The 24,308-nt window shown below is 43.5% G+C and carries 19 protein-coding genes and 2 tRNA genes; 16 read left to right on the top strand and 5 right to left on the bottom strand.

The annotated features are described in order from the left end of the window. The first annotated feature begins 1,820 nt into the window (after window positions 1–1,820). From KFV02_RS03935 to KFV02_RS03880, 12 genes are all read left to right on the top strand, one after another. The gene (locus tag KFV02_RS03935; RefSeq protein ID WP_252380233.1) at window positions 1,821–2,510 is read left to right on the top strand and encodes a MerR family transcriptional regulator; all 690 of its coding nucleotides are present in this window, start codon (window positions 1,821–1,823) and stop codon (window positions 2,508–2,510) included. Between the two features lie 1,119 nt (window positions 2,511–3,629). Beyond that, a complete protein-coding gene (locus KFV02_RS03930; protein WP_252380232.1) occupies window positions 3,630–5,558 on the top strand; it encodes a methyl-accepting chemotaxis protein in 1,929 nt (642 codons plus the stop codon). Between the two features lie 16 nt (window positions 5,559–5,574). Continuing rightward, complete coding sequence (locus tag KFV02_RS03925; RefSeq protein ID WP_252380231.1) at window positions 5,575–7,206, top strand: chemotaxis protein CheW; 1,632 nt, start codon at window positions 5,575–5,577, stop codon at window positions 7,204–7,206. A gap of 40 nt (window positions 7,207–7,246) precedes the next feature. Continuing rightward, a complete protein-coding gene (locus KFV02_RS03920; RefSeq protein ID WP_252380230.1) occupies window positions 7,247–8,296 on the top strand; it encodes a protein-glutamate methylesterase/protein-glutamine glutaminase in 1,050 nt (349 codons plus the stop codon). 22 nt (window positions 8,297–8,318) lie between these two features. Next, window positions 8,319–8,951, top strand: a complete 633-nt coding sequence (locus tag KFV02_RS03915) for a HEAT repeat domain-containing protein (protein ID WP_252380229.1) — start codon at window positions 8,319–8,321, stop codon at window positions 8,949–8,951. A 2-nt stretch (window positions 8,952–8,953) separates the two neighbouring features. After that, window positions 8,954–9,799 (top strand): CheR family methyltransferase, encoded by an 846-nt coding sequence (locus KFV02_RS03910; RefSeq protein ID WP_252380228.1) that lies wholly within the window; start codon window positions 8,954–8,956, stop codon window positions 9,797–9,799. Window positions 9,800–9,801: 2 nt separating this feature from the next. Then, on the top strand, window positions 9,802–10,173 hold the full coding sequence (locus KFV02_RS03905; RefSeq protein WP_252380227.1) for a response regulator: 372 nt from the start codon (window positions 9,802–9,804) through the stop codon (window positions 10,171–10,173). Then, window positions 10,170–12,818: a chemotaxis protein CheA gene (locus KFV02_RS03900; RefSeq protein WP_252380226.1), complete on the top strand. Its 2,649-nt coding sequence runs from the start codon at window positions 10,170–10,172 to the stop codon at window positions 12,816–12,818. The genes KFV02_RS03905 and KFV02_RS03900 overlap by 4 nt, the downstream gene beginning before the upstream one ends. Next, window positions 12,809–13,048 (top strand): hypothetical protein, encoded by a 240-nt coding sequence (locus KFV02_RS03895; protein ID WP_252380225.1) that lies wholly within the window; start codon window positions 12,809–12,811, stop codon window positions 13,046–13,048. The genes KFV02_RS03900 and KFV02_RS03895 overlap by 10 nt, the downstream gene beginning before the upstream one ends. A 2-nt stretch (window positions 13,049–13,050) precedes the next feature. Beyond that, a complete protein-coding gene (locus tag KFV02_RS03890) occupies window positions 13,051–13,824 on the top strand; it encodes a ParA family protein (RefSeq protein WP_252380224.1) in 774 nt (257 codons plus the stop codon). Between the two features lie 24 nt (window positions 13,825–13,848). Then, window positions 13,849–14,220 carry a response regulator gene (locus tag KFV02_RS03885; RefSeq protein WP_252380223.1) on the top strand — a complete coding sequence of 124 codons (372 nt, stop codon included), beginning with the start codon at window positions 13,849–13,851 and terminating at the stop codon, window positions 14,218–14,220. 67 nt (window positions 14,221–14,287) lie between these two features. Then, the gene (locus KFV02_RS03880) at window positions 14,288–15,790 is read left to right on the top strand and encodes a methyl-accepting chemotaxis protein (RefSeq protein WP_252380222.1); all 1,503 of its coding nucleotides are present in this window, start codon (window positions 14,288–14,290) and stop codon (window positions 15,788–15,790) included. Here the strand turns inward: KFV02_RS03880 and bioD are convergent. The 4 genes from bioD to KFV02_RS03860 form a co-directional block, all read right to left on the bottom strand. Then, window positions 15,787–16,440, bottom strand: coding sequence for a dethiobiotin synthase (gene bioD, locus KFV02_RS03875; protein WP_252380221.1), 654 nt, complete (start codon window positions 16,438–16,440; stop codon window positions 15,787–15,789). The two genes, KFV02_RS03880 and bioD, sit on opposite strands and share 4 nt — an antisense overlap. Continuing rightward, window positions 16,424–17,731: an adenosylmethionine--8-amino-7-oxononanoate transaminase gene (gene bioA, locus KFV02_RS03870; RefSeq protein WP_252380220.1), complete on the bottom strand. Its 1,308-nt coding sequence runs from the start codon at window positions 17,729–17,731 to the stop codon at window positions 16,424–16,426. The genes bioD and bioA overlap by 17 nt, the downstream gene beginning before the upstream one ends. A gap of 184 nt (window positions 17,732–17,915) precedes the next feature. Beyond that, window positions 17,916–18,005 (bottom strand) — tRNA-Ser (locus KFV02_RS03865). 69 nt (window positions 18,006–18,074) lie between these two features. Next, complete coding sequence (locus KFV02_RS03860) at window positions 18,075–19,406, bottom strand: RNA-guided endonuclease InsQ/TnpB family protein (protein WP_252380219.1); 1,332 nt, start codon at window positions 19,404–19,406, stop codon at window positions 18,075–18,077. 29 nt (window positions 19,407–19,435) lie between these two features. Here KFV02_RS03860 and tnpA point away from each other — a divergent pair, with 29 nt between their 5' ends. Further along, complete coding sequence (tnpA, locus tag KFV02_RS03855) at window positions 19,436–19,858, top strand: IS200/IS605 family transposase (protein WP_252380218.1); 423 nt, start codon at window positions 19,436–19,438, stop codon at window positions 19,856–19,858. A gap of 125 nt (window positions 19,859–19,983) precedes the next feature. Here tnpA and KFV02_RS03850 read toward each other — a convergent pair. Further along, window positions 19,984–20,078: transfer RNA gene (locus KFV02_RS03850), tRNA-Ser, on the bottom strand. Window positions 20,079–20,646: 568 nt separating this feature from the next. On the opposite strand from KFV02_RS03850, the gene alaC reads away from it, so the two are divergent. From alaC to KFV02_RS03835, 3 genes are read left to right on the top strand one after another with little or no spacing between them, the layout of a single operon-like run. Continuing rightward, on the top strand, window positions 20,647–21,828 hold the full coding sequence (gene alaC / locus KFV02_RS03845) for an alanine transaminase (protein WP_252380217.1): 1,182 nt from the start codon (window positions 20,647–20,649) through the stop codon (window positions 21,826–21,828). Next, the gene (locus KFV02_RS03840) at window positions 21,821–23,116 is read left to right on the top strand and encodes a homoserine dehydrogenase (RefSeq protein ID WP_252380216.1); all 1,296 of its coding nucleotides are present in this window, start codon (window positions 21,821–21,823) and stop codon (window positions 23,114–23,116) included. The genes alaC and KFV02_RS03840 overlap by 8 nt, the downstream gene beginning before the upstream one ends. After that, window positions 23,113–24,306, top strand: coding sequence for a cofactor-independent phosphoglycerate mutase (locus KFV02_RS03835; protein ID WP_252380215.1), 1,194 nt, complete (start codon window positions 23,113–23,115; stop codon window positions 24,304–24,306). The genes KFV02_RS03840 and KFV02_RS03835 overlap by 4 nt, the downstream gene beginning before the upstream one ends. Window positions 24,307–24,308: the final 2 nt, after the last annotated feature.

The raw sequence follows: 24,308 nt of genomic DNA, 5'->3' as shown, positions 1-24,308 counted from the left end.
GCTGCAGTGTCACGATATATTAAAGAAGCAGTGGAAGATGGGATGCTAAAACCTTTTGATGAAAAGGCTCCTAAGAAATTAATGAAGTATGTGCCTTTTTGGGCATAATGACATTTTTAATTGATGGGTAATTGATAAAACGGGTTTTGAAAGTTTGTCTGTTTAATCTAACTTATTGATATTGTTTAACATTACCTGTAAAAATTTAATTGATGGGTAATTGATAGGAAGAACTGATCGGTATAAATGCAGCCAGAAAATCTAAAATATTTGAGGCGAAATGCTTCAGAATTTATTATTGCCTTAAAGTCTAAGGGAGAAATTTTGCTGCAGTGTCACGATATATTAAAGAAGCAGTGGAAGATGGGATGCTAAAACCTTTTGATGAAAAGGCTCCTAAGAAATTAATGAAGTATGTGCCTTTTTGGGCATAATGACATTTTTAATTGATGGGTAATTGATAAAACGGGTTTTGAAAGTTTGTCTGTTTAATCTAACTTATTGATATTGTTTAACATTACCTGTAAAAATTTAATTGATGGGTAATTGATAGGAAGAACTGATCGGTATAAATGCAGCCAGAAAATCTAAAATATTTGAGGCGAAATGCTTCAGAATTTATTATTGCCTTAAAGTCTAAGGGAGAAATTTTATGGATGCCATCTTAAAACCCTGGCATGCTAGGGAATGGTTTAGCTGGCAATTGGTTGGCAGTTTGGTTGGCAGTTGGAGAAAAAAAACGAAAATTGCGAGAAAAAACCTGATCGCCAATATTCGGCAACGTGTTGATTTTATAAAATTTTTCAGGTCAGTTATTGAATTGATGCCCTGCCTTCGAATCCGTAGGTCGCACGTTCGAATCGTGCAGGGCGGGCCACATAAAAATAAGGGTTTACGGCCAATATCCGTAAACCCTTTTTGCTTTTTTGACCATTTTATCCAACTCCAGTCCAACAGTTGAGCGGCAACTCTGAGGATAAAGAGTGATACTCTAAGGAGTTACGACCTTGCAATACACTTTTAAGCACTCCATCAGTTCGTCCACATTATAGGAGCCTATGGCCAAATCCTTTTTTAGCCGCTGATTGAAAGTCCTGGTTACTGAAATGCATTACAAACGGCTTGGGTAACCCATCTTAGGGAAGCCTGCGGAAAAACAGAGCATCGGGGTGAATGGGCTAAATGTTTTGCGGGATTGACCATAACTATCTAAAATTTATGAGCGATTTTGTTGCAGCTCAAACTTTGAGATTGCTTCGCTACACTTTGTTCCACTCGCAATGACAGGGGCGGAATTGTCATTGCGAGGGCAGCGAAGCTGTCCGTGGCAATCTCACCCATTGAGTGAAAATCGCTCAACTTAGGAATTAAAAGTCTATTCGTTTATCCAAAGTACACCATTATGTTCTGTCCGCAAGCAAGATTTAAATGGGTCCAAGTCTTTGTACCAGCATGAAAGAAACCAAGACTGAAATAAAACCATGGAAATTAAGTTGATAAAAAGATTCGGCTACAAGCTCTTTAGCAAAATTTTATCATAATTCAGAAATCAAACCTGTGCAGTGGTAATAACCCGGACTCTGGAGCCAATCAGGGAAAAATTCTACTTCGGAATCCCATATCCACTATGCTCCACCTGCATTGGCCTAGTTTCTAATGTCTCAAAAGTCATTTTCATATCACCCATCTCCACCCTACTCACCTCACTCAACTACTCAACCAAAGTGCAGCCATCGGATACACCCCCTTCCCTTAGTTTACTAAAAGTATAACATAGGTTATTCTTAAGTCCAAACTAATGGACCAGGAACATCTATATTATGTCTGATGAACTATTAACCATCAAAGAGATAGCCCATAGGCTAAATGTACCTGAGAGCAATATCCGCTATTATCGGGATAAATTCGAGCGGTTTTTGCCCTATATTGGTCAAGGCCGCAAACGACGTTATAAACCAGAGGCATTGGAAGTCTTTGCCTTAATCGTTAATGAATTTGCTCAAAATAAAAATAGCGAGGAAGTGGAAAAAATTTTATCCCGCAAGTTCCCACAAAATCCCCAGTTAAGCAATGAACAGAAAGAAGAATTTTCTCCATCTGTACTGGTTGATGAGCCCAAAGATTTTTTTATGGAATTGGCCAGATCTCAATCCAAGACGCTGGAAAAGATGGCTGAAGCCATAAGTATGGAACAAAAGTTGCGCGCGGACATTGCGGTTCTGGACCGGGGATACCGAAAGATGAAAAAAGCTTTGTGGCTCATTTGGCGGGAGCAGAAGAGACAAAACGCAAACCCGGATAGACAATTCAACGATATTTTAAAAAGGGTTGAAGAGTTGGAAGCGGGCCTGCAGACAGTTCTGGTTCAGCAACAAAAACTGGAAGAACAACTAGTCCAGGAGCTCAAAATTTTAAAAGAGAAAATGAATAAATGCCAGTTTTGGACCAAACGGATTATGCTCCAATTCACGCCAGAAAAGTTAAAAGAAATGGAGGAAGATGATAATTAGGGACTTAACAAGTACATGGACAGAAATACGGACTCCCATATCTCCTCTGCTCCACCTGCATTGGCCTAGTTTCTAATGTCTCAAAAGTCATTTTCATATCACCCATCTCCACCCTACTCGCCTTACCCTCCCCACCACCTCACTCAACAAATCAACCAACTCAACCCAAGTGCAGCATTTCGAATGCCCCCAGAGTCAACAATTCGTATCATTCCAAGTTAAGCCAGGAGTGCGATTTTCTCTTTACAAACCCGCCAAACACATCCGGGCAAAGGTCGTCCTCATACATTTCGAATAAAATCAACTAGATGAACATGGCCATTAAAGTAGGGTTGAAAATCTTTCAGGCTCAACTTGACACGTAGGGCTTGCAAGTTTTATGATACATTTTAAAATCTGGAATAGATACCATCTATTCTTTGACACAAAATTTGCTCTATAATTATTGGAAAGCCTTTGAACCCTCCTAACCTGAATATCTCAGTGAAACGCCTGTGTTATATCCTCACATCTGTTACTCCCGCTTTAAAGAAGGTCCGGGGAAAGGCTAGCTGTGGTTAACGTGGCCTCAAATCAAAAAGTCCTAGTTTATTAGTAAATTACACGGTAACTACCAAATAAGTTTAAATTTTACCTAAACACTCTTAACAAGAGGTTGTCACCCTGGCATGAGAGACTATTACAAACATTTTAACTGTAAATTAAGTAATGTATAATTAAGCCTCACTTTAAACATAACAATAACAGTATAAGCGCTAAGTCATAGCAAGTAGCGTTACACCTTACGCAATCTCAAATTTTAAACTGCAAAAAATCACACAAGCTAGATTCTAACTAATTGATAAGTATATACTAGAATAAGTAGTGTCAAATTGATACGTAAATAATATTTTATCTTTCCAAAAAGTAAACTTTAAAAATAAATGATAAAAAATTATTTATTTTTTATTCCATTATTTAGTCTGTCACCAACTCAATTTATAATATTTACTAACTTTTTCGAATAAAAACGGTCCGTGGCCTTCTGAGCTACAGGCCGTTTTTGTTTTTTGATTAGAATAATAAAATAATAAACATTAAACACAAACTGAAAAACGTAACACAGCAGGAGGATTGTTTATGCCTTTAAAAAAACAAGTATCAGAGTCAAAAAGACGGCTTAATTCCGATACGGTTAAGCAGGATACTTCTGCTACCCGAGCGAGAAGAGAGGCCGAAGAAAGGAGACGCAGAGCCAGGACATTGGCTAAACAGCAACAAGCGGCCGAGCGTATTGCTATGGCCTCAACAGAATTGGCCAGCGGTGTTACCCAGGCTTTAACGGCTGTAGAAGAATTAGCCAAGGCCATGGAACAGATCGCTGGTGGAGCAGAAGAGGCAAGCGGGGCAACGCAAGAATCTCTCGCTGCCATGAACCAGATAGTAAAACGGGTTAAGGAACAAGCAGACAATGCTGAAGAATCCAGGACTCAAGTTAAAAAATTACAGCAGCTTCTTGAAGAAGCACGGGTAGAAATTGGAGCCTTGGTGGAAAGTGTTGTTCTAGGAGCCGAAAGGCAATCAGGGTCTGTAGAAAAGATGGCTGAACTGGAAAAGCAGGCGGACAAGATAAATGAAACAGTTAAAGCCGTAATCAAGATAGCGGATAAAACCAATCTATTGGCTTTAAATGCAGCGATAGAAGCAGCGCGGGCAGGTAAACATGGAAAAGGTTTTGCGGTAGTTGCCGACACAGTACGTACATTGGCCGAAAAGACCGAAAAAAATGCCGTCAATATTGCTCAGCTGGTGGAGCAGATTCAGACTCAGATGCAAGCCTTGAGTAGGGGTATAAATACTTCAGCGGAAACAGTCAAAAAAGAGGCCGATAAGGGAACTAATATAACTGCACAGCTCGAAGAAATCAAAAATGGCATGGGAGAAATCTATCAAAGCGCAGAGAAGATTGCCCAGAATGCTGTAGAAGTGGAACAGGCCTCTGTTGAGGCACAAAAAGGAGCGGAAGACATTGCCGCAGCAGCCGAAGAACAAGCAGCGGCCTGCGAAGAGGCCTTAAATAATGTTGAGCAGCAAAAGATTGCTCTAGAACAAAGTGAAAAGGCAGCACAAGAACTGGAAGAGTTGGCTGAAGATTTAAAAAACAGCACAGATATAACCAAGAGTGCTGAAGAAGTCGCTGCTGCAGCCGAGGAACTGGCTGCTGCCATTGAAGAAAATCACCGCTCCAGCCAGGAAATTATGGCGGCTATAACCCAAATTAGCAAAGGGGCTGACCAGCAGAGTGCTGCCGTACAAGAAATTGCGGCCAGCATCAGTCAGATCGAAAAAAATGCCCGGGTGACTGAAGACAGCGCCAAAGAAGCCATGAACAAAGGCGAAAAAATGGCAAACTTTGTGGCAGAAAACATCGAAGCTGTAAAAGAAATGATAGAAGGCATTAAGAACAATCTGCAAGAAAGCTTAAAAAATCGGGAAGCCATGCAGCAATTGGATAAAATTGTGCGGCGTATGGATAAAATTGTGGATACCATTGCTACTGTGGCCATCCAGACAAGCATGCTGGCAGTCAGTGGAGCCATAGAGGCTGCGCGGGCCGGGGAGTACGGGAAAGGTTTTGCTGTAGTTTCTACAGACATTCAAAACCTCGCCAGTGATGCGGCTGAAAATGCAGAGCAGGTCAAGGAGTTGGTCAAAAGTATTCAGGATCAGATCATGTACGTAAGCAACGACCTGGCAGAAATTGTGAACGCAGCTATGGAGGAAGTGAAAAAGGCGGAAGGCACTACGCAGAAGCTGGATGATATTTCCTCCCAAATGAGAAATGTAGTCAATGGCAACCAAGTTATTTACGATGCCAGCATTGAGATCGTCACTGCTCTCTCCCAAACCAAAAAAGGCATTGATGAAATCGCGGCTGCGGCTGAGGAGGCCGGATCAGCAACAGCTGAAGCAAGTACAGCAGCACAAGAGCAAGCCAAAGGAATAGAAGAACTGGCTGCAGCCACAGAGGAGATCGCTTCTGTCGCAGATGAACTCCAGAGTTCATAAGGGGAAGGAGGATGTGATGGCGATGCAAGCAACGAAAATGTCAGCGGACCATTCTCCACCTGAAGGAGAAGGTTTGGACTTGATAGAAGCAGAAGATCTTAATCAATACATAACTTTTTATATTGGGAAAGAGTGTTTTGCCTTTCCCATGCATACAGTCCTAGAAATTATTTGGGTCCCGGAAACAGTTAGTGTGCCCTTGACCCCGGCAAGTCTTATGGGATTGGCAAATTTGCGGGGGACTGTCCTGCCTGTGCTAGATTTACGTCTTAACTTAGGCCTGCCAGCCTCAGAACTTACTGAGACTAGTAGGGTTATCATTATTGATTCTGGCCACCCCATTGGTCTGGTGGTGGACCGGGTAGACCGTGTATTAAGCGTAGAGCCAGACAAAATTGAGGATGTGGACTCTGTCCAATCAACAGTACGCGTAGAATTACTGAGCGGAGTAGTTAAAGACGTGGGAGGACACAGCCTGATTCAACTTTTAGATGTCCGCTCCTTAATCCAGAAAGAATTTTCATCTCTTCTGGAGGAGGCAGACTCAGAGGTTCAAAAAAGGGAGAGCCAGGGGTTTATAGAACGGAAGGAAAGCGAAGAGGAAGAAAACGACAGTGCCCGCCAGCTTGTAAGCTTTTTCCTGGACAACCAGGAATATGCCTTTGAGATTTCAGAGCTCAAAGAAATCGTACGCGTTCCAGAAGAAATCAATCATGTCCCGCAGACAGATCCTCATGTCTTGGGGCTGATTAATTTTCGTCACCAGATGCTGCCCCTGGTTAGTTTGCGCCGGATGTTCGGATTAACTAATGCGGAAGTGGATGAAAGTAACCGTATTCTAGTTGTTACCCTGGACAATGGGGCTGTCAGACGTCCACAAACTGTCGGTATCGTGGTAGATCGAGTACAGGAAGTCTTATATGTTGCTGAAGAAGATTGGGAGCAGATGCCTGGTCTACTCGCAAACAGTGGAGAGCTAGATGAGATAAAGGCGGTTTGTCGTTTAAATGGAGGAAAAAGGCTTATTTCTGTGCTCTCGGCAAAAAATCTGTTTCAACATCCAGCCATGCAGGCCGCTGTTGAAACAGGGCAGGAGTTTGAGGACGGGGAGGAAGAGATGAGGACAGCTGATCTAAATCAACAAAATACAGAAGATGAAGAAATTCAGTTAGTTGTATTCCAACTGGCTGATCAGGAATATGGCGTAATGATTGATGCAATACAGGAAATCATCTTGATTCCTGAAGAAATGAATGTTGTGCCCAAAACGCCAGACTTTATTGAAGGAATGATCAACTTGCGGGGTACTGTTTTACCTGTAATTGATATGCGCAAACGTTTTGGCCTAAAGGCCATTGAACGTAAGGATAGCCAGCGGATCATTGTCTTTAACATTGATGGATTGCGCAGTGGATTTATAGTGGATGCTGTATCTGAAGTGTTGCGCATTCCAAGCCAGGTGATTGAAGACTCACCAAAACTATCTGCAGACCAGGCGCGAATAATGGGTAAAGTGGCCAACCTGAAAGATCAGAACAGGATGATCTTGATTCTAGACGTTAGTAAACTGTTAGATGAACAGGAAGTATCCGAACTTGCGGATGTGAATGAGGAAAATAAGGAACCGGAAGCGTTAGCCGGTAGTTAGACATCTCATAACCTAAATTTTCAAAACAGTGGAGGAAAGGATGCTGCGCGTTTTAGTTGTGGACGATTCAGCCCTGATGCGCAAATACATTCGGGAAATGCTGGAAGAAGAAGGTGATATAGAAGTTTTTACGGCCAGAGATGGACAGGATGCTTTAGACCAAATTCCCAAAGTAGACCCCGATGTCATTACTCTGGACATCAATATGCCCGTAATGGACGGGTTGACTTGTTTAAGTCACATCATGACCGAATTTCCCCGTCCAGTGATCATGGTTTCCTCATTGACCGAAAAAGGGGCTCTAGCCACATTTGAGGCCCTGGAACTGGGCGCAGTGGATTATATACCCAAGCCCGGGGGCACGATTTCCTTAAGCATCAAGGATATTCGCCCAGAACTCATTGCCAAGATACGGGCTGTGGCCCGTTCACGAACGCGTTGGTCCAAACTACGTATTCATAGGGCAAAGCCCGAAAAAATCACTATAAAAAAAGCTAGGCCCAAAATAACTAGGGATATCCCCGGTCTGGTCCTGATAGGTTGTTCAACCGGTGGCCCTGGGGCCCTGGAAGAAATTCTAACCCAGCTACCCCCTGACTTCCCCCTGCCTGTACTGGTGGCCCAACATATGCCGGCACGTTTTACCAATGTTTTTGCCAAACGCTTGAACCAAAGCTGTCAACTGGAAGTACGCGAGGTAAACCGTCCCTTGCCCCTACAGGTCGGAGAAATTCTTATTGCCCAAGGTGATGCGGATGTCGAGGTCAGACGAAAATTAGGACGAAAGGTAGCTGTAAACCTCCCTATGGACAAGCAGCTTTTATGGCATCCCAGTGTAGATCGAATGGTGCGCTCTGCTCTCAAGTGTCTTGATCCCAAAGACATCATTGCCGTCCAACTAACAGGCATGGGCTATGATGGAGCAGAAGCCATGACAGAATTACATCGTCTGGGAGGAAGAACAATTGCTGAATCTGAAGAAACAGCTGTAGTCTTTGGCATGCCTAGGGAACTTATAGAACGCGGCGGTGCAGATGTGGTTCTGCCCGTGCATAAAATTGCTGACCGCCTGATAAAATGGACCATGTAAAAACCAAAAGGGAGATAAAAACATGGCCTTAAAAAAAGCAAGAGATATACAAAAATCAAAACCTAAAGAAGAACGAAGATCTTTGAAGCGTAATTTTCAGGGACTTATAAATCAACTCAATGATCCTGATATACAGATTCGACGCTGGGCTGCCAGAGAACTGGCTGGTTTTGAACAGGCTGTAGAGCCGTTGTGCCGTCGTCTTCAGAAAGAACAGGTGTTAAGCGTGCAAGAGAGCATTCTGAACAGCCTGTTAACCATTGGCGGAGAAGAGGTTGTAAAGAATCTCATTCCTTTTTTACGCAGTGATGATGCAGGGCTTCGCAATAAAGTAATAGAAGTTCTTCAGGCATTACCCGAAGCCGTAGCTCCTTATATAGAGAAACTCTTGCGCGACCCTGATTCTGATGTACGTATCTTTGCCGTAGATATTTTACAGGTTCTTCCACATGCCCAGGTACCTGAATGGCTTTTACAGGTGATTAGGACCGATGACCATGTAAATGTGGTGGCTGCTGCCTTGGATCGCCTGGCAGAAGTAGGGACTCCGGAAATGATCCCTGCTCTTTTAGAGGTCAAACAACGCTTTGCCAACGAACCATACATTGCCTTTGCCGTAGATACTGTCATTGAACGGACTAAGAGTGAAGCATAATCATGTCTCAAATCAAGATTTCGGATGCTGATTTTGAACGCTTTCGCGACTACTTTTACCGCAAAACTGGCATCTATTTTGGAGATTCCAAACGCTATTTTGTGGATAAAAGATTGATCGAACGCATCAAAGCTACTGGCCATCGTAACTTTCGTTCTTATTTCACCTTTATGCGTTTTCAGGCCTCAGGCAAGGAATTCCAAGAGCTAGTCAATTTAATGACTGTTAATGAGACCTATTTCTTTCGGGAAGAATATCAACTAAAGTGCATGGTTGAATCTGTATTGCCAGAAATTGTCCAACGCAAAAAAAAGGAGCTCATTCGTATCTGGTCCATACCCTGCTCTACCGGAGAAGAACCTTACTCTATTGCCATTTACCTTTTGGAATACTGGCCTCTTATTGATGAAGTAGATGTAGAAATTGTTGCCTCTGATATTGATACCAAAGTATTAGAAAAATCCAAGCAAGGAATATATAATTCTCGTTCCGTACAATATTTACCTCGAGAAATTTTACGAAAGTATTTTAAACAGTTATCTGGCGGGCGTTATCTTATTGACCAGGATTTACGCGAAGCCATTGATTTTAGACAAATAAACATCTGTGACTTTGAGGATACAAAAAAAATGCGGGACTTTGATCTTATTTTTTGTCGCAACCTTTTGATTTATTTTGACGATGTATCCCGTCGCAAGGCAGCTGAGGCATTTTACGATAGTTTAAACCCTGGAGGAATTATCTTCTTAGGGCATTCAGAGTCCATGAGTCGGATAACTTCCCTGTTCAAGGTACGTAAATTCCCCCAGGCCATTGTCTATCAAAAACCCTTAACTACCTGGAGATAGTCATGAAACGGGTATTGATAGTTGATGATGCAGTTACAGTCCGCATGTATCACCGTCAACAAGTAGAAGAAATAGGGCTGAAAGCAGAAGAGGCAGCAAATGGAGTAGAGGCATTAGAAAAGATGATGCGTGATAATTTTGACTTATTGCTCGTAGATGTGAACATGCCCAAAATGGATGGATATCGTTTTTTAAAAGAAGTACGCCAGAATCCGGACTTAATGTCTATCCCGGCCATTATGATTAGCACAGAAGCCGGCGAGCAAGATGAAGCACAGGCCTATGAGGCCGGGGCAAATTATTATCTGGTTAAACCCGTGCAGCCAGAGGTACTCCAAAGTATCGTTAACATCTTGGTGGGAGGGACAAGATGAATACGCTTTTACAAGAGTTTATAAACGAATCCCGCGAACTTCTGGAAGAAGCCAGCCAGGCTTTTCTGCACCTGGAAAATAATCCGGACGATTTAAACATACTAAATGGTCTCTTCCGGGCTATCCATACCATTAAAGGCTCCTCTGGCTTATTTGATATTGCTCCCTTAACCAATGTGGTTCATGCTGCCGAGGATGTGCTAGATATTGTTCGTGAAGGCCGCCTAAAACTATCTCCAGATATGGTGGATATTCTTTTAGATAGTTTGGATCAGGTAAATACTTGGCTGGACGACCTGGAAGCAGAAGAAAAGTTGTCGCCGGATGCAGAAGAGATAAGTGAAGAACTAAAAACAAAGTTAAGAGGCATGATTAGTAATGTTGCCCTGGAAAACGGACAACAGGAAACTGATACTGGGCATGAAGCTGAGCTGGGTTCAAATATTGATTGGCTGGCCAAAATCAGTGAAGAGGAACGACAACTTATTGTACGGCAAGCCCAAAATCTAAATGATACCTTGCTGGCTATAACCTATATACCAGACGAACAGTGTTTTTTTAATGGCGATGATCCCCTTTATACCATGCGTCAAATCCCTGAACTTTGTTGGTTTGGCATAGAAACAAGGGAACCGTGGCCGGATATAAACGAGTTTGATCCATTTACCTGCCTGGTACAATTTTATGCTTTGACCAAGGCTTCCCTGGAAGAGATAAAGGAGCTTTTTACCTATGTGGAAGAAGAAGTACAGCAGGCCAGAATTTCCATACAAGACTTGATTTTCCCGCAAGGAGAAGTTGGCGATAACGAACCCTTTGGTTTGTTTGTTCAGGACGCCACACAGTTAATTGATAACAAGGACTGGTCATCTCTGCTCAAAGCTGTTGATGTGGCCCTGGAAGTGGCTGGTCCTGATCTTTTCCAGGCCTCGGCCCTGCGCTGGTTAAAAGTTGTTTTGGAGCATCCAAGCGGACCAAATGAAAGCCTGATAAAAAATCTGGTTCAAGCCGTTGCCACAGGCATAATGCCAGAAGGAGAAGTTGTTGAAGAACAAGAAGAAAATAAGGTTGACTACCCACAGGAAGAAGGACAAAAAGATGAACTTACCACTAAGTTAGCCCTCGACATTTTGCGCACTCAACAAAAGTTGCTCCAGCTTCCTTGCCCTCCTGAGCTATGGACAGGACGTTTATTAAGTATTGGCGAGGTCTTAAAACGCTGTCTGCCTTTCTCTGCAATAGAGAAAAGCACGGAAGAAATTTCTGCCCTTATAGATAAGGCTCAAAAAGAAAAAAGTTTTTCTCCCCTCCTCACTTTTATAAACGACATCTTATCATCCAAGGGCAGTACAGAGCCTGAACCAGAACCAATCCGCAAGGAGCCGGAGAAACAGGCCCCTGTCCAGCAAGAAACAGAAAAAAAACCAGTTGTAAAACCAAGCCCTCCGGTTAAGCAGACGATCAAGGTGTTAAAGGTGGACCAAAAACGCATAGATGTCCTAATGGACCTTGTAAGTGAACTGGTGGTGGCTAAAAACAGCTTGCCTTTTCTGGCCAAAAGGGCTGAAGAGGTTTTTCAGAGTAGGGAGTTGGCTAAGGAACTTAAAACACAATACGGAGCCATTAATCGTATCTGTGAAGAGTTGCAAACAGCTGTGATGCAAGTGCGTATGGTTCCCGTATCACATGTGTTTCAACGCTTCCCCCGCCTAGTAAGAGATCTAAGCCGAAAACTAGGCAAGAAAGTCAGATTGATTATAGAAGGAGAGGAGACAGAGGCAGACAAAAATGTTGTTGAAGACCTGGCAGAGCCACTGGTACATCTACTGCGTAACAGCATCGATCACGGTATAGAACCCCCAGAAGAGAGAGAAGCTTTGGGTAAGCCTATAGAAGGAGAAGTCCGTTTACGCGCTATTCACCTTGAGGATCAGGTAGTTATTGAAATTAGTGATGACGGCCGAGGAATTGATCCGGAAATAGTTAAACGCAAGGCCTATGAAAAGGGGCTAATCGATGAAGAAAAGCTGGACCAAATTACAGAAGAGGAAGCTCTTCAACTTATTTTTGCCCCGGGTCTGTCCACGGCTGAACAGGTATCTGATGTTTCCGGTCGAGGAGTAGGTATGGATGCCGTCCGAACCATGGTTGAAAATGCCGGTGGAAGCATCTCCATTAAAAGCGAAAAAGGGCGGGGTACAGTCATCAGCCTTTCTCTACCCTTAACCATGGCTGTAACCAGAGTACTCATGATTGAAGTTGGAGGAGAAATCTTTGGAGTACCCATAGAAAGTGTAATGGAAACAGTACGCGTGCCCGCAAATGACATCCATCTGATAAAAAATAAAGAGACCGTTATTTTACGAAATCGTCTGATTCCTTTATGTCGCTTAGGTGATGTTCTTCAACTCTCTACCCAAGAAAACGCCAGGAAAGAGACTGAAGAAGAGGCGATATTAGTAGTCAATACCGGCAGGGAGGAGTTGGGCCTGATTGTGGATAAATTTCACGAGGGGGTAGACATCATTTTAAAACCATTGGAAGGCCTGATGGCTAAATTTCGCATTTATGCCGGAGCCACCCTGCTTGGCGATGGTCGGGTACTTCTGGTTCTTAACCTTAAGGAGTTGGTCAAATGCCTATAAAAATTACCGAAGATACAGCAATTTTTTCAGATATTTGCACGGTCGAAGAGGCCGAGCCTCTTCTTGATTGGTTAAAAGAGCACCCTGCTGGCAAACTAGACCTTAAGCAGGCACAGCACATTCACACAGCCATTCTTCAGGTTCTGATGGCCCTGCAGCCGGAAATTGCTTCCCCTCCGGAAGACGAATTTTTGCAGACAGTACTTGCAAAGGTAAGACATAAGGCCTGAAAATGGTTCAACATACACTGATCGTAGCCATAGCTAACCGTAAGGGTGGAACAGGCAAAACGACTACTGCCGTGAACCTGGCTGCGGAGTGGGCTAGGCAAGGCAAGAAATGTTTACTAATTGATCTAGACACCCAAGGTCATGCTGGTTGGGGGCTTGGCTTTAAAGACATAAGAAAATTCGACCTTTATGCCCACGACATGTTTCATGACCCTCAATTTCGCCTGCACACAGCAGTTCATAAAACGGTTTTCGAAAATCTCTATTTCGTGCCCGCAAATTTAGATTTTCAAACAAGCAAAGCTAATCCTGACAACTTGATTTTAAAACGCCAGTTGGCTGATCTTCTTGCCCACCAAACTTTTGCCCGTATTATCCTGGACACACCACCTACTTTAGACCTTATCCTGGTTAATGCTTTGGCTGCTGCACATGGGGTATTAATTCCTTTCTTGCCCCATTATCTCGCCGGAATTGGCGTACGCCAAATGGCACGCCTATTTTATCAAGTGGCTACTAATTATAATAAAGAGTTAAGACTGATAGGGCTTTTTCCGGTTATGTTTGATCGACGAATCAAAATGCATCAACAGGTAATCAGAGAACTGACCGCCCAATTTGGCCAGCAACGTATTTTGCGCGGCATCCGTACTAATGTGCGCCTGGCAGAGGCCTTTGCTGCTGGCCAGCCGGTTAGTCATTATGCTCCCAAAAGCCCTGGGGCCATGGACTACCATCTGTTAGCTGAAGAGTTAGAAACTTTGTGGAAACGATAATTTTCGTAAAAAAGGGGGATAACTATGAAAACAATTTTGCTCGTGGATGACTCAAGCACCTTACTTTTAAGTATGACTACTATTTTAACCAAAGCCGGCTATAAGGTTGAAAAGGCAGAAAATGGCCAGAAGGCGCTTGACAAAATAAATGCAGGGCTGAAACCTGACCTGGTTATCACTGATCTTAATATGCCGATTATGGATGGCATGACTTTGATCAAGGAACTGCGCAAACTACCAGGATTTCGCTTCGTACCTATTCTTATGCTCACCACAGAGTCCCAGCAGACTAAACGCCAGGAGGCCAAAAAAGCCGGAGCCACTGGCTGGTTGGTCAAACCAGTAAAAGCCCAGGATCTGTTAGCGGTGATCAAGAGGGTCTTGCCAGGAACCTAACAAACTGAAAAATTTATATAAAGTAAAAATAGCGAACAAATTGGTCCCTGTTTATGGGAGGAGAAAAATGAAAAAAATTCCAAGGTGGCTAAGCCTGTGGCTTGTTTGTCTACTCGCTGGGGCGGGCGGATTTGGTCTGCACTGGGTGTTTGCTACATCGAGCCGGCTAAATATTGCTCTGTCTATTCCTGCCTTGCTGCTCATTACCTGGTTATGCTCCTTTATAGGACAATATTTCGGACAAGAAACAGAGCTTCAAAAAAAGAAAGAGTTAATTCAATTAACCCGCCAGATTAGTCGTGAGGTTTCAGAATTAATAGAGACTATGCACCGGTTGTATAAAGAGTTAACCAAACTAAAGGGAGATGAAAATATAGCAAGTCTTTCTGTTTCTTTGTCACAAATTAACGACTTTAATTCAGGCGACGATACAGTGTCTTTTCTTCATGAATTGTATACAACTTTAACAAATATTTCTCATAAACTAACGGCATTGGTTGACGAACTAAACAGTCTCACCTTGGCTGAAGAAACTTCAGAGACAGATAGAGAAACAGATAAAGATTTAACTTTAGAAATTCATCCACTTTTTGTAGAAAAAGTGGAAAAAAGTCTACAAGAGTTTTCCCTAACCAATAAAATTATTCAGGATCAATTGTTTACAGTAACTACAGACACAGAAAATGCTGCTAAAGATATTGTTGAACGTCTAGATCACGTAGATAAATCGGTCCAGGAGCTCCTACAGGTTGTAACTGAATCTATGGATCAAGTAAAACAACTAACAGAGGGATCAGACTCTACCCATTGGAAGGATACTCTTGAATCAATGCAAAAAGGAGCCGAAGAGCGTCTGGTGGAGGCCCAGGAAAATGAACAAAATATGCGCCTTGTTTTAGATGATATAAGAAAATTAGTAGATTTAATTACCTTGGTCAAAGGAGTAGCAGATCAAACTAAGCTCCTGGCTTTAAATGCAGCTATTGAAGCAGCTCGCGCCGGTGAAGCCGGGCGAGGCTTTGCGGTAGTTGCTGATGAAGTGCACAAACTTTCTACAAAATCTCAACAAGCAGCCGATGAGATGCAAAAACAAATTTTTGGGTTAGTTAAAAGTGTCGAACGCCGTTTTGAATCTACATTGGACAAAGAATATAGCCTCAAACAAAAACGTAACTTTGATCAGTTGAACAACCAGCTTTTTGAGCTACTTCATGCCTATGACGAGTTGGATAGAATCCACCAAGAGATGCTTGCCAAAATGCACAATAAAACGCAGGAAGCTGCAAATTTGCTTATGGAAGCCATGAGCAATATCCAATTTCAGGATATTACACGTCAAAGAATAGAAAATGTGGTAGAAATATTAAATAAAATTAACTCGCATGCCCAAAATTTTTTGGACATAATCCACAAAAATGACCAGGAACAGCTCAAAGACCTGCAGGATTTTAAGGCTGACGAAATGCTTACCAAGTACAAAATGCATAGTGAACGCCAGGTACATGAAAATGTAACGGGAAAAACTCTAACAACAGATAAAGACGAAGGCCCTCAAATTGAGTTGTTTTAAGAAGGGGTGGATAGTGCATTCTCCCCTTTTCCCCCAAAACATCGTCTAAATGCCTCTTGTACCCCCTGAGGCGTAAGCTCAGGCAACGGCTCCACTTCAGCCAGTACATTAACTTTTCCATATTTTTCTATGGCCTTTTTGTTCTCAATATTTTGAGGACCATTTAAAACCACGCCTAAAATCTCAACTCTTGCTCGACGGAGTTTGTCAATGGTCAGGAGAGTATGGTTGATGGTACCCAAAGTGCTTCTGGCCACAACCAGAACCGGAAGCGCGAGCCTTTGCATGAGATCAAGCATAAACTGCTCCTCATTTACCGGGACCATAACGCCTCCGGCTCCCTCAACGATAAGCGGACCTTGCGTTTCAGGGAGGACAATCCGGTTTAAATCTATACTTATACCTTCCAGCCTAGCTGCCAGATGCGGGGAAAGAGGAGCCTTTAGTTTGTAAACCTCGGGGAGAAAATATTCTTCATCCAGTCCGGTCATGTTTTGAATTTTTTGGACATCTGTGCCCTCTTCTGTGCCGCTTTGTATTGGCTTCCAATACTTGGCTCCTAGACCCAGAACAAGGAGGGCAGAAATAACTGTTTTGCCCACATCCGTATCTGTGCCAGTAATGAAAATCTTTTCAGGAAGACTTAGCATCAACTTTCCTGACAACAGAAAAAATAGCCTGGGTTAGGCTTCTTAGCTCGTCTGTGGAAATGATGTATGGCGGCATGATATAGATAAGGTTTAAAAAAGGCCTGATCCATACCCCCAGACGTACAAACTCTTTTTGCATCCAGGCTACATCAACGTTTTCTTTAACTTCAACAACGCCAATCCCCCCTAAAACACGAACTTCATTGACTGCTGGCAAGTCCTGGCAAGGGGCCAGCTCTTTTTTTAGCTGTTTTTCGATGCTCTTAATCTTGTCCTGCCAGGCAGAATTTAGCAAAAGCCGGACGCTGGCCCTGGCCACTGAACATGCCAGGGGATTGGCCATAAAGGTTGGACCATGCATAAAAACACCGGGCTCGACTCCCGAAATCGTTTCAGCTACTTCATCCGTACATAAAGTGGCAGCCAAAGTCATGTATCCACCAGTCAAGGCCTTACCCAAACACATGATATCCGGACAGATCTGACTGTGCTCACAGGCGAACAGCTTGCCTGTGCGGCCAAAGCCCGTGGCAATTTCATCAGCAATTAGAAGCACTTGATACTGGGTACAAAGTTCCCGAACCCGAAGTAGATACTGCGGAGCATAAAAACGCATGCCACCAGCGCCTTGAACAATGGGCTCCAGAATGACCGCGGCAATCTCTTGATGATGTTTTTGAAGAAGAGTTTTAAATTCCGTAATGTATTTTTCATCCCACGAAGCATCAAATGAACATTCTGGTGCTGAAACAAAGAAATTTTTTGGCAAAAAATGGGTAAATAGTTTGTGCATCCCGGTTATGGGATCGCAAACAGACATGGCCCCAAACGTGTCGCCATGATATCCTTTGGCCAGGCTTAAAAACTTTGCTTTGCGTGTTTTTCCCTTAGCCTGCCAATACTGGAGGGCCATTTTCAGGGCTACCTCTACAGAGACAGAGCCAGAATCAGAAAAAAAGACTTTTTGCAAGGGCTTGGGAGTAATCTCAATAAGCAGGCTGGCAAGCTCAACTGCAGGCTGGTGGGTGAGCCCGCCAAACATGACATGAGCCATTTTTTTTAGCTGTGATTCCAAGGCCTCATTCAGGACAGGATGATTATAGCCGTGAATTACCGCCCACCAGGAGGCCATGCCGTCAACAAGTTCCCGGCCATCTGCAAGTTTTAAGCGTACTCCCCTAGCCTCTACCACTGGGTAAACAGGCAGAGGATCCAACATGGAAGTGTACGGATGCCAGATATGATTGCGGTCAAATTGGAGAAGCTGATCCCAGTCCTTTTTTGAGTTCATAGTTTTTATTGGGTTTAAGATGAAAGGCTTTAGGTATGATATATAAAATCTAGGGTTTTTTAAAAGCTAACAGATTAACTTTTAAATCTCTTTCTCAGCCTTTTGAGCTTTTACCTTGTTTTCTTTCGGCTTTCGTTTAAACGATACAAAAAAGCCCACCTCGGAGGTGGGCTTATAAACATGGTGGCGGAGGGAGAGAGATTCGAACTCCCGGACCCGGTCAAGGGTCAACGGTTTTCAAGACCGCCGCCTTCAACCACTCGGCCATCCCTCCGCATAAGTCAATCAAGTAAAAAATATATAAAAAGTTTAGGAGTATTAGTCAAGTCCTTGCTTTTGTGAACTACTCCCGCCAATCTAATGGATATGGCGAGAGCTTCCGGTAGGTTGCCCATCCGGAAGACCCATGAGGGATTCCTGCTTCAGCGAGAGGGTGCTTCTTAGGTGGCAGAAAGCCACGGTCGTCCACAGAGCCTCTCTCCACAGGCGTAACTTCGGGACGCTCCGCCCCTAGTGCCGATTGAAGGGTGGCAAGTCCTCTTTGTTCTATGTTTATTGCAGCGTTTGTGTCCCTGTCATGAACTGTACCACATGCAGGACACGTCCATGTTCTTTGAGATAATGAAAGTTTGTCCAGTACATATCCGCAGACATGACAGGCTTTGGAACTTGGAAAATATTCCTCTATCTCTACATAGTGTTTACCTTTCCATTCCGACTTATATTTCAGTTGTCTTAAGAACTCTCCCCAGCCTGCATCGGATATGGACCTGGACAGATATTTATTTTTGACCATATTCTTGATGCCCAGACTTTCCACACAGATAACGTCATACCGCTTGGTTATCGCAGATGACAGTTTGTGCAAAAAATCCAGGCGTTGATTGGCTACTTTGGCATGAAGTCTTTGAAGTCTGGATACTGCCTTGAACCAATTGCTGGAATGTTTCTTTTTGCGTGCAAGCTGTCTGTTAGCCCTTTTGAGTCTGCGCTCAGACTTGATAAGATAACGAGGATTGTATTCCTTTTTACCGTCTGAATAAGCGAGAAAATTATCAAGTCCCATATCCAGGCCGATGCTTTTCTCAGGGTTTACTTTCACAGGCAAACCCTTGTTAGTCTCGATATTGAACGCAATGTAATACTTGTTTCCATGCCTGGATATGCTCGCTCTTTGAATAGTGCATTTATCGGACAAAGGTCGATGGAGTTCTAGCTTGATACCTGTTTTGAACTTGGGCAGATATACCAAATTATCTTTTAACTCTACATACTGAGGCACAGTGAATGACTGTTTGGCATGTTTCTTTGACTTGAAATTAGGAAAGCCGTGTGAATATGCTCTTTTTTTCTGCTTTTTAGTTCTAGCCTTAGCAATAGCTTTCTTTCTGGCAGCAACAATTTTTTTGTCAAATGCACGGCTATACGCATCAGATAGGTTGTGAACTGTAACCTGTAAAGATTGTGAATTAACCTCTTTTAGCCAGGGATATTCTTTTTTAAGTGTAGGCAGTTCAGATTGAAGTTTGTACTTAGAAGGAAGTTTATCATCTTTATACTTCGCCCAGAAGTAATTATACACGAACCTGCAACAGCCAAAATGTTTTTCTATAAGCTCTTTCTGCTGTTTGTTCGGATACAGACGATATTTACATCCCTGCAACATAATTGACATTAGTACCAAGCCTTAGTATTAGTGTCAACATGAAAAGAGCACATTATCACGCAGTTTACGACCTAAAATATCATTTAGTGTTAGTGACCAAATACAGAAATCCAGTATTGTCTGATCAAATACTAAAAAGGCTAAAAGAAATTTTGGTTGCTTTATGCGATAAGTGGGACGTTCAACTTTTAGAATTCAATGGCGAAAAAGATCATGTTCATTTACTAATAGATGCTCATCCGTCTTTGGAATTATCAAGGTTTATCAATAACATCAAAACAGTAACGTCAAGAAAGGTAAGAAAAGAATTTGCTCAAGAGTTAGCAAAGTATTATTGGAAACCTCTATTATGGACAAGAGCATATTTTATAGCAACAACCGGTGGCGCACCGTTAGAAGTAATAAAACAATATATAGAGAAGCAAGGTAAAAAGCCCAATTCATCTCCACCCAAATCATAGATTATGGTTGGAGAATTCTTGGGAAAATTAGTTAAAAAGTGTCAGTCCGTAAAGCAGACAAAGAAAATCTCTGTCCAAAAATAAAAAACCCGGACTCGCAAAAGTCCGGGAAGTATTATCATCTGTGGCGGAGAGGGAGGGATTTGAACCCTCGATAGAGGTTTTAGCCCCTATACTCGCTTAGCAGGCGAGCGCCTTCAGCCAACTCGGCCACCTCTCCGTGAAGAATCACCGTTTAACCAAAATGATTTTCCCCGTCAACCTAAGAATTTTTATATTTCCTCGAAAAAAACTTATTTTTACTACCATCTATTGACATTAGAGCTAGTTATTGGTCACTTGGATCTTACAATTTGCTTAAAAAATTTGGCTAAATAATTTTTTGATTTTTTTGTCCTAAGTTGAGCGATTTTTAATTGAGTTTTACATTAAATATATTGGAATAAAAGTAGATTTTGAGCCAGTGAGTTTCACCAAATGGGAGAGATTGCCACGGGCAGCTTCGCTGCCCTCGCAATGACAATCTCGCCCCTGTCATTGCGAGGGGAACAAAGTGGAGCGAAGCAATCTCAAGATTTGAACTGCAAAAAAATTGATCCATTTAGGTTAGTGTTCACTACTTATTTATCCGCTCTAATTTGACATTTTACCTTATCCATTTTTATTAGTTCTGTGTTTAGAATCTGGAGTGAAAAGCTTGTTCAAGAGCAAGAGCCTTTCTCCTACCTATAGTCCACACTAAACTCCAAATTCTAAACTTTAAAGATCAACTTACAGGAGAAAAACCAATGACCGAATTTCCACGTATGCATCGTCTTCCACCTTATGTCTTTGCTGTGGTGAATGACCTAAAAATGAAGATGCGCCGCCAGGGCGAAGATATAATCGATCTTGGCATGGGAAACCCTGATCTGGCCACGCCCAAACACATTGTGGACAAACTAGTTGAGGCGGCCCAGAAATCTGTGAATCACAGGTATTCAGTGTCCAGAGGAATCCCCAATTTGCGCAAGGCCATTTGCGACTGGTATGCGCGGCGTTATGGAGTAGAACTAGACCCTGAAACAGAAGCCATCGCCACCATGGGAGCCAAAGAAGGTCTTTCGCATCTGGCTCTGGCCATGCTCAGCCCTGGAGACGTGGTCTTTGCCCAGGACCCTACCTATCCCATCCATCCTTATTCGGCCATTATTGCCGGTGCAGATGTACGCAGAATCCCCATTGATCTGGATAGGGATTTTTTTGAAGACTTGTTAACAGCCACCAAACAAACCTGGCCCCAGCCCAAACTGCTTATTATTTGTTTTCCGCACAATCCAACCACGGCTGTAGTGGACCTGGATTTTTTTCAAAAAATTGTCGATTTTGCCAAAGAACACAAGATGTATGTCATTCATGACCTGGCTTATGCCGATCTATGCTTCGACGGCTATCAGGCCCCCAGCTTTCTCCAGGCCAAAGGTGCCAAGGATGTGGGCGTAGAATTCTTTTCCTTGTCCAAAAGTTATTCAATGGCCGGCTGGAGAATGGGCTTTTGTTGCGGCAACAAAGAGATGGTTCATGCCTTGACCAGAATCAAGAGCTATCTTGATTATGGTATTTTTCAACCCATTCAGATTGCATCCATTATTGCCTTAAACGGCCCACAGGATTGCGTAACGGAAATTGTCAACGTTTACAAAGACCGACGGGATGCATTGGTAGAGGGTTTGAACAGGATAGGCTGGGAAGTGGAAAAACCCAAGGCCACCATGTTTGTGTGGGCCAAAATTCCAGAAGAATTCCGCCACATGGGCTCAGTAGAATTCTCTAAGTTACTGCTTAAGGAGGCCAAGGTAGCAGTTTCTCCCGGCCTGGGTTTTGGGCATTATGGTGACGATCACGTTCGTTTCGCCCTAGTCGAAAATAGGCACCGCATCAATCAAGCTTTACGTGGCCTGAAGAAAGTCTTTGGAGGTCAGGGTGGATAAAGAGGTTGTTCGCATTGGCCTGGCCGGATTTGGCACTGTTGGCACTGGCCTGGCCAAGATTATCCTAGAAAATCAGGAATGGATCAAAAGACGGATCGGCAAAGAACTAGTCATAAGCAGGGTTTTGGTACGGGATTTAAATAAAGTCAGATCATTCATTCCCAGTCCGGAAACAAAATTTACTGACAACCCGGATGACCTTTTAACCGATCCGGCTATCGACATCATTGTCGAACTAATTGGCGGCATTGAAGCCCCTTACACAATCATTACGAGGGCTTTAGAGCAGGGAAAGTCCGTGGTCACAGCTAATAAGGCTCTTCTGGCTCTAAAGGGGAACGAGCTTTTTGAGTTGGCCACACAAAAAAAAGCAGGCCTTTATTACGAGGGCAGCGTGGCCGGAGGCGTCCCCATTGTTCAGACCTTAAAAGAAAGTCTGGCTGGAAATAAAATCAAATCCCTTACTGGAATCCTAAACGGCACGGCCAATTTTATCCTAACCGAAATGACGCTTAGGGGACTGGACTTTGGCGAGGCCCTGAGAAAGGCCCAAGAAAAAGGGTACGCTGAGGCTGACCCCACTTTAGATATTGAGGGTCTGGATGCGGCCCACAAATTGACGATTCTTATCCGCCTGGCTCATGGTCAGAACTATCCTTTTGATCAGTTACCCGTGGAAGGCATCTCCAGTATCCAGGCTACAGACATCGCCCTGGCAGCCGAGTTTGGCTATACCTTGAAACTAATTGCCCAGGTCAAAGAAAAGTCCGGCTATATTCAGGCTGGGGTCTTCCCGGCCCTTTTGCCCAAGGATCATATCCTGGCGAAAGTCGATGGTCCGTTTAACTCTATCTTGCTCTACGGCAATGCTGTGGGACCTATCATGCTTTATGGACAGGGAGCTGGCGACCTGCCCACGGGCAGCGCGGTGCTGGCTGATATTATGGCCCTGGCCAAAGAAAATTCAGAACCCAACAATACTGGATTTTTAGAGGCAAGCCTTCCACAAGCCAAAATTTTAGACCCTGAGCTGACAGTATATGAACACTATTTTCGCTTTACTGTTTTGGATAGACCAGGCGTCCTTTCAGCCCTGTCCGGAGTGATGGGCGAATACAACATAAGTATCGCACAGGCTGTGCAAAAGACCAGTCCATCAGGCCGATCTGTTCCGATTGTATTCTTAACCCACAAGGCACAGCTAAAAGATGTTCATGCGGCCCTCAAAGAAATCAACAGTTTTAGCTTTGTCACTGCTCCTACAGTACATTACAGGATTTTATCATGACCAAGATTCTATTTCTTGTTGCCGATGGAATGGGAGACTGGCCCCTGGAAGAATTGGGCAATAAAACTCCCCTGGAGGTGGCCGAGACGCCGGCTTTGGATGAGCTGGCCAAGAAATCCCGATTGGGACTTTGTCAGACCATCCCCCAGGGTATGCCCCCAGGCTCGGATATAGCCAATATGGCATTGCTCGGCTATAACCCAGCTGTTTACCACACAGGCCGGGGGCCTATTGAAGCAGCCGCCCAGGGACTGGAATTAAACACGGATGACCTTGTTTGGCGGTGCAACCTGGTTACTCTTACCGGTCTTGGTCAAGAAGATAAAATGATTGATTACGCTGCCGGGCATCTTGAAACTGACCAGGCTACATCATTGATTCATGGCCTCCGGAAAATAAACAAGAACAGCGAATTCGTTTTCTATCCTGGTGTACAGTACCGCCATCTTCTAGTTCAAAAAAACGGAATGCTCACAAAAGCGGCAGACATGCACATACGACCGCCACATGATATTTTAGGAGAATCTATCTGGCCAGATATATTGAGCTTCCAAGAATATCCTGCTCTGTGGGAACTGGTCAGCAAGGCTTATGAGTTCTTGACAACCTCAGATAATCCAACACAGGCCACCTCTATTTGGCCCTGGGGTCAGGGACGGCCGCTTTCCTTGCCCGCCTTTAGCGATAAATTCAATTTAAAAGGCGGAGTGATTTCTGCTGTTGATTTGATCAAAGGCCTGGGACGGGCAGCCGGCCTTTCGGTCATTGATGTACCAGGAGCAACCGGACTTTTGGATACTAATTATGCTGGCAAGGTAGCTTCAACTCTCAAGTTCCTGGAGAACGGAGATTTTATTTTTGTTCACCTGGAAGGACCTGATGAATGCGGACATATGGGAAATGTCCAGGATAAAATTGAGGCTATCAAACGCTTTGACCAACTCATAGTTGCCCCAATCTTACAGTCCCTGAAAGGTGAAGATTTTACCCTTGTGGTCTGCTGTGACCACCTAACACCAATAGCTAAAAGAACCCATGTTAGCGAACCCGTGCCCTTTCTTATCTATAATTCGCAAAAAGAGGTGCAGGGAGAGAATGTCTTTTCGGAAAAGACAGCAAAAAAGACAGGATTATTTATTGAAAAAGGATACGAGTTGCTGAACTCGGTGATAGGGAGCAAAAGGTTATAAAG

It is taken from the genome of Desulfovulcanus ferrireducens (assembly GCF_018704065.1).
In the GTDB taxonomy this organism is placed as follows: Bacteria; Desulfobacterota; Desulfovibrionia; order Desulfovibrionales; family Desulfonatronovibrionaceae; genus Desulfovulcanus; species Desulfovulcanus ferrireducens.
This window is presented reverse-complemented; position numbering and strand designations above follow the sequence as displayed.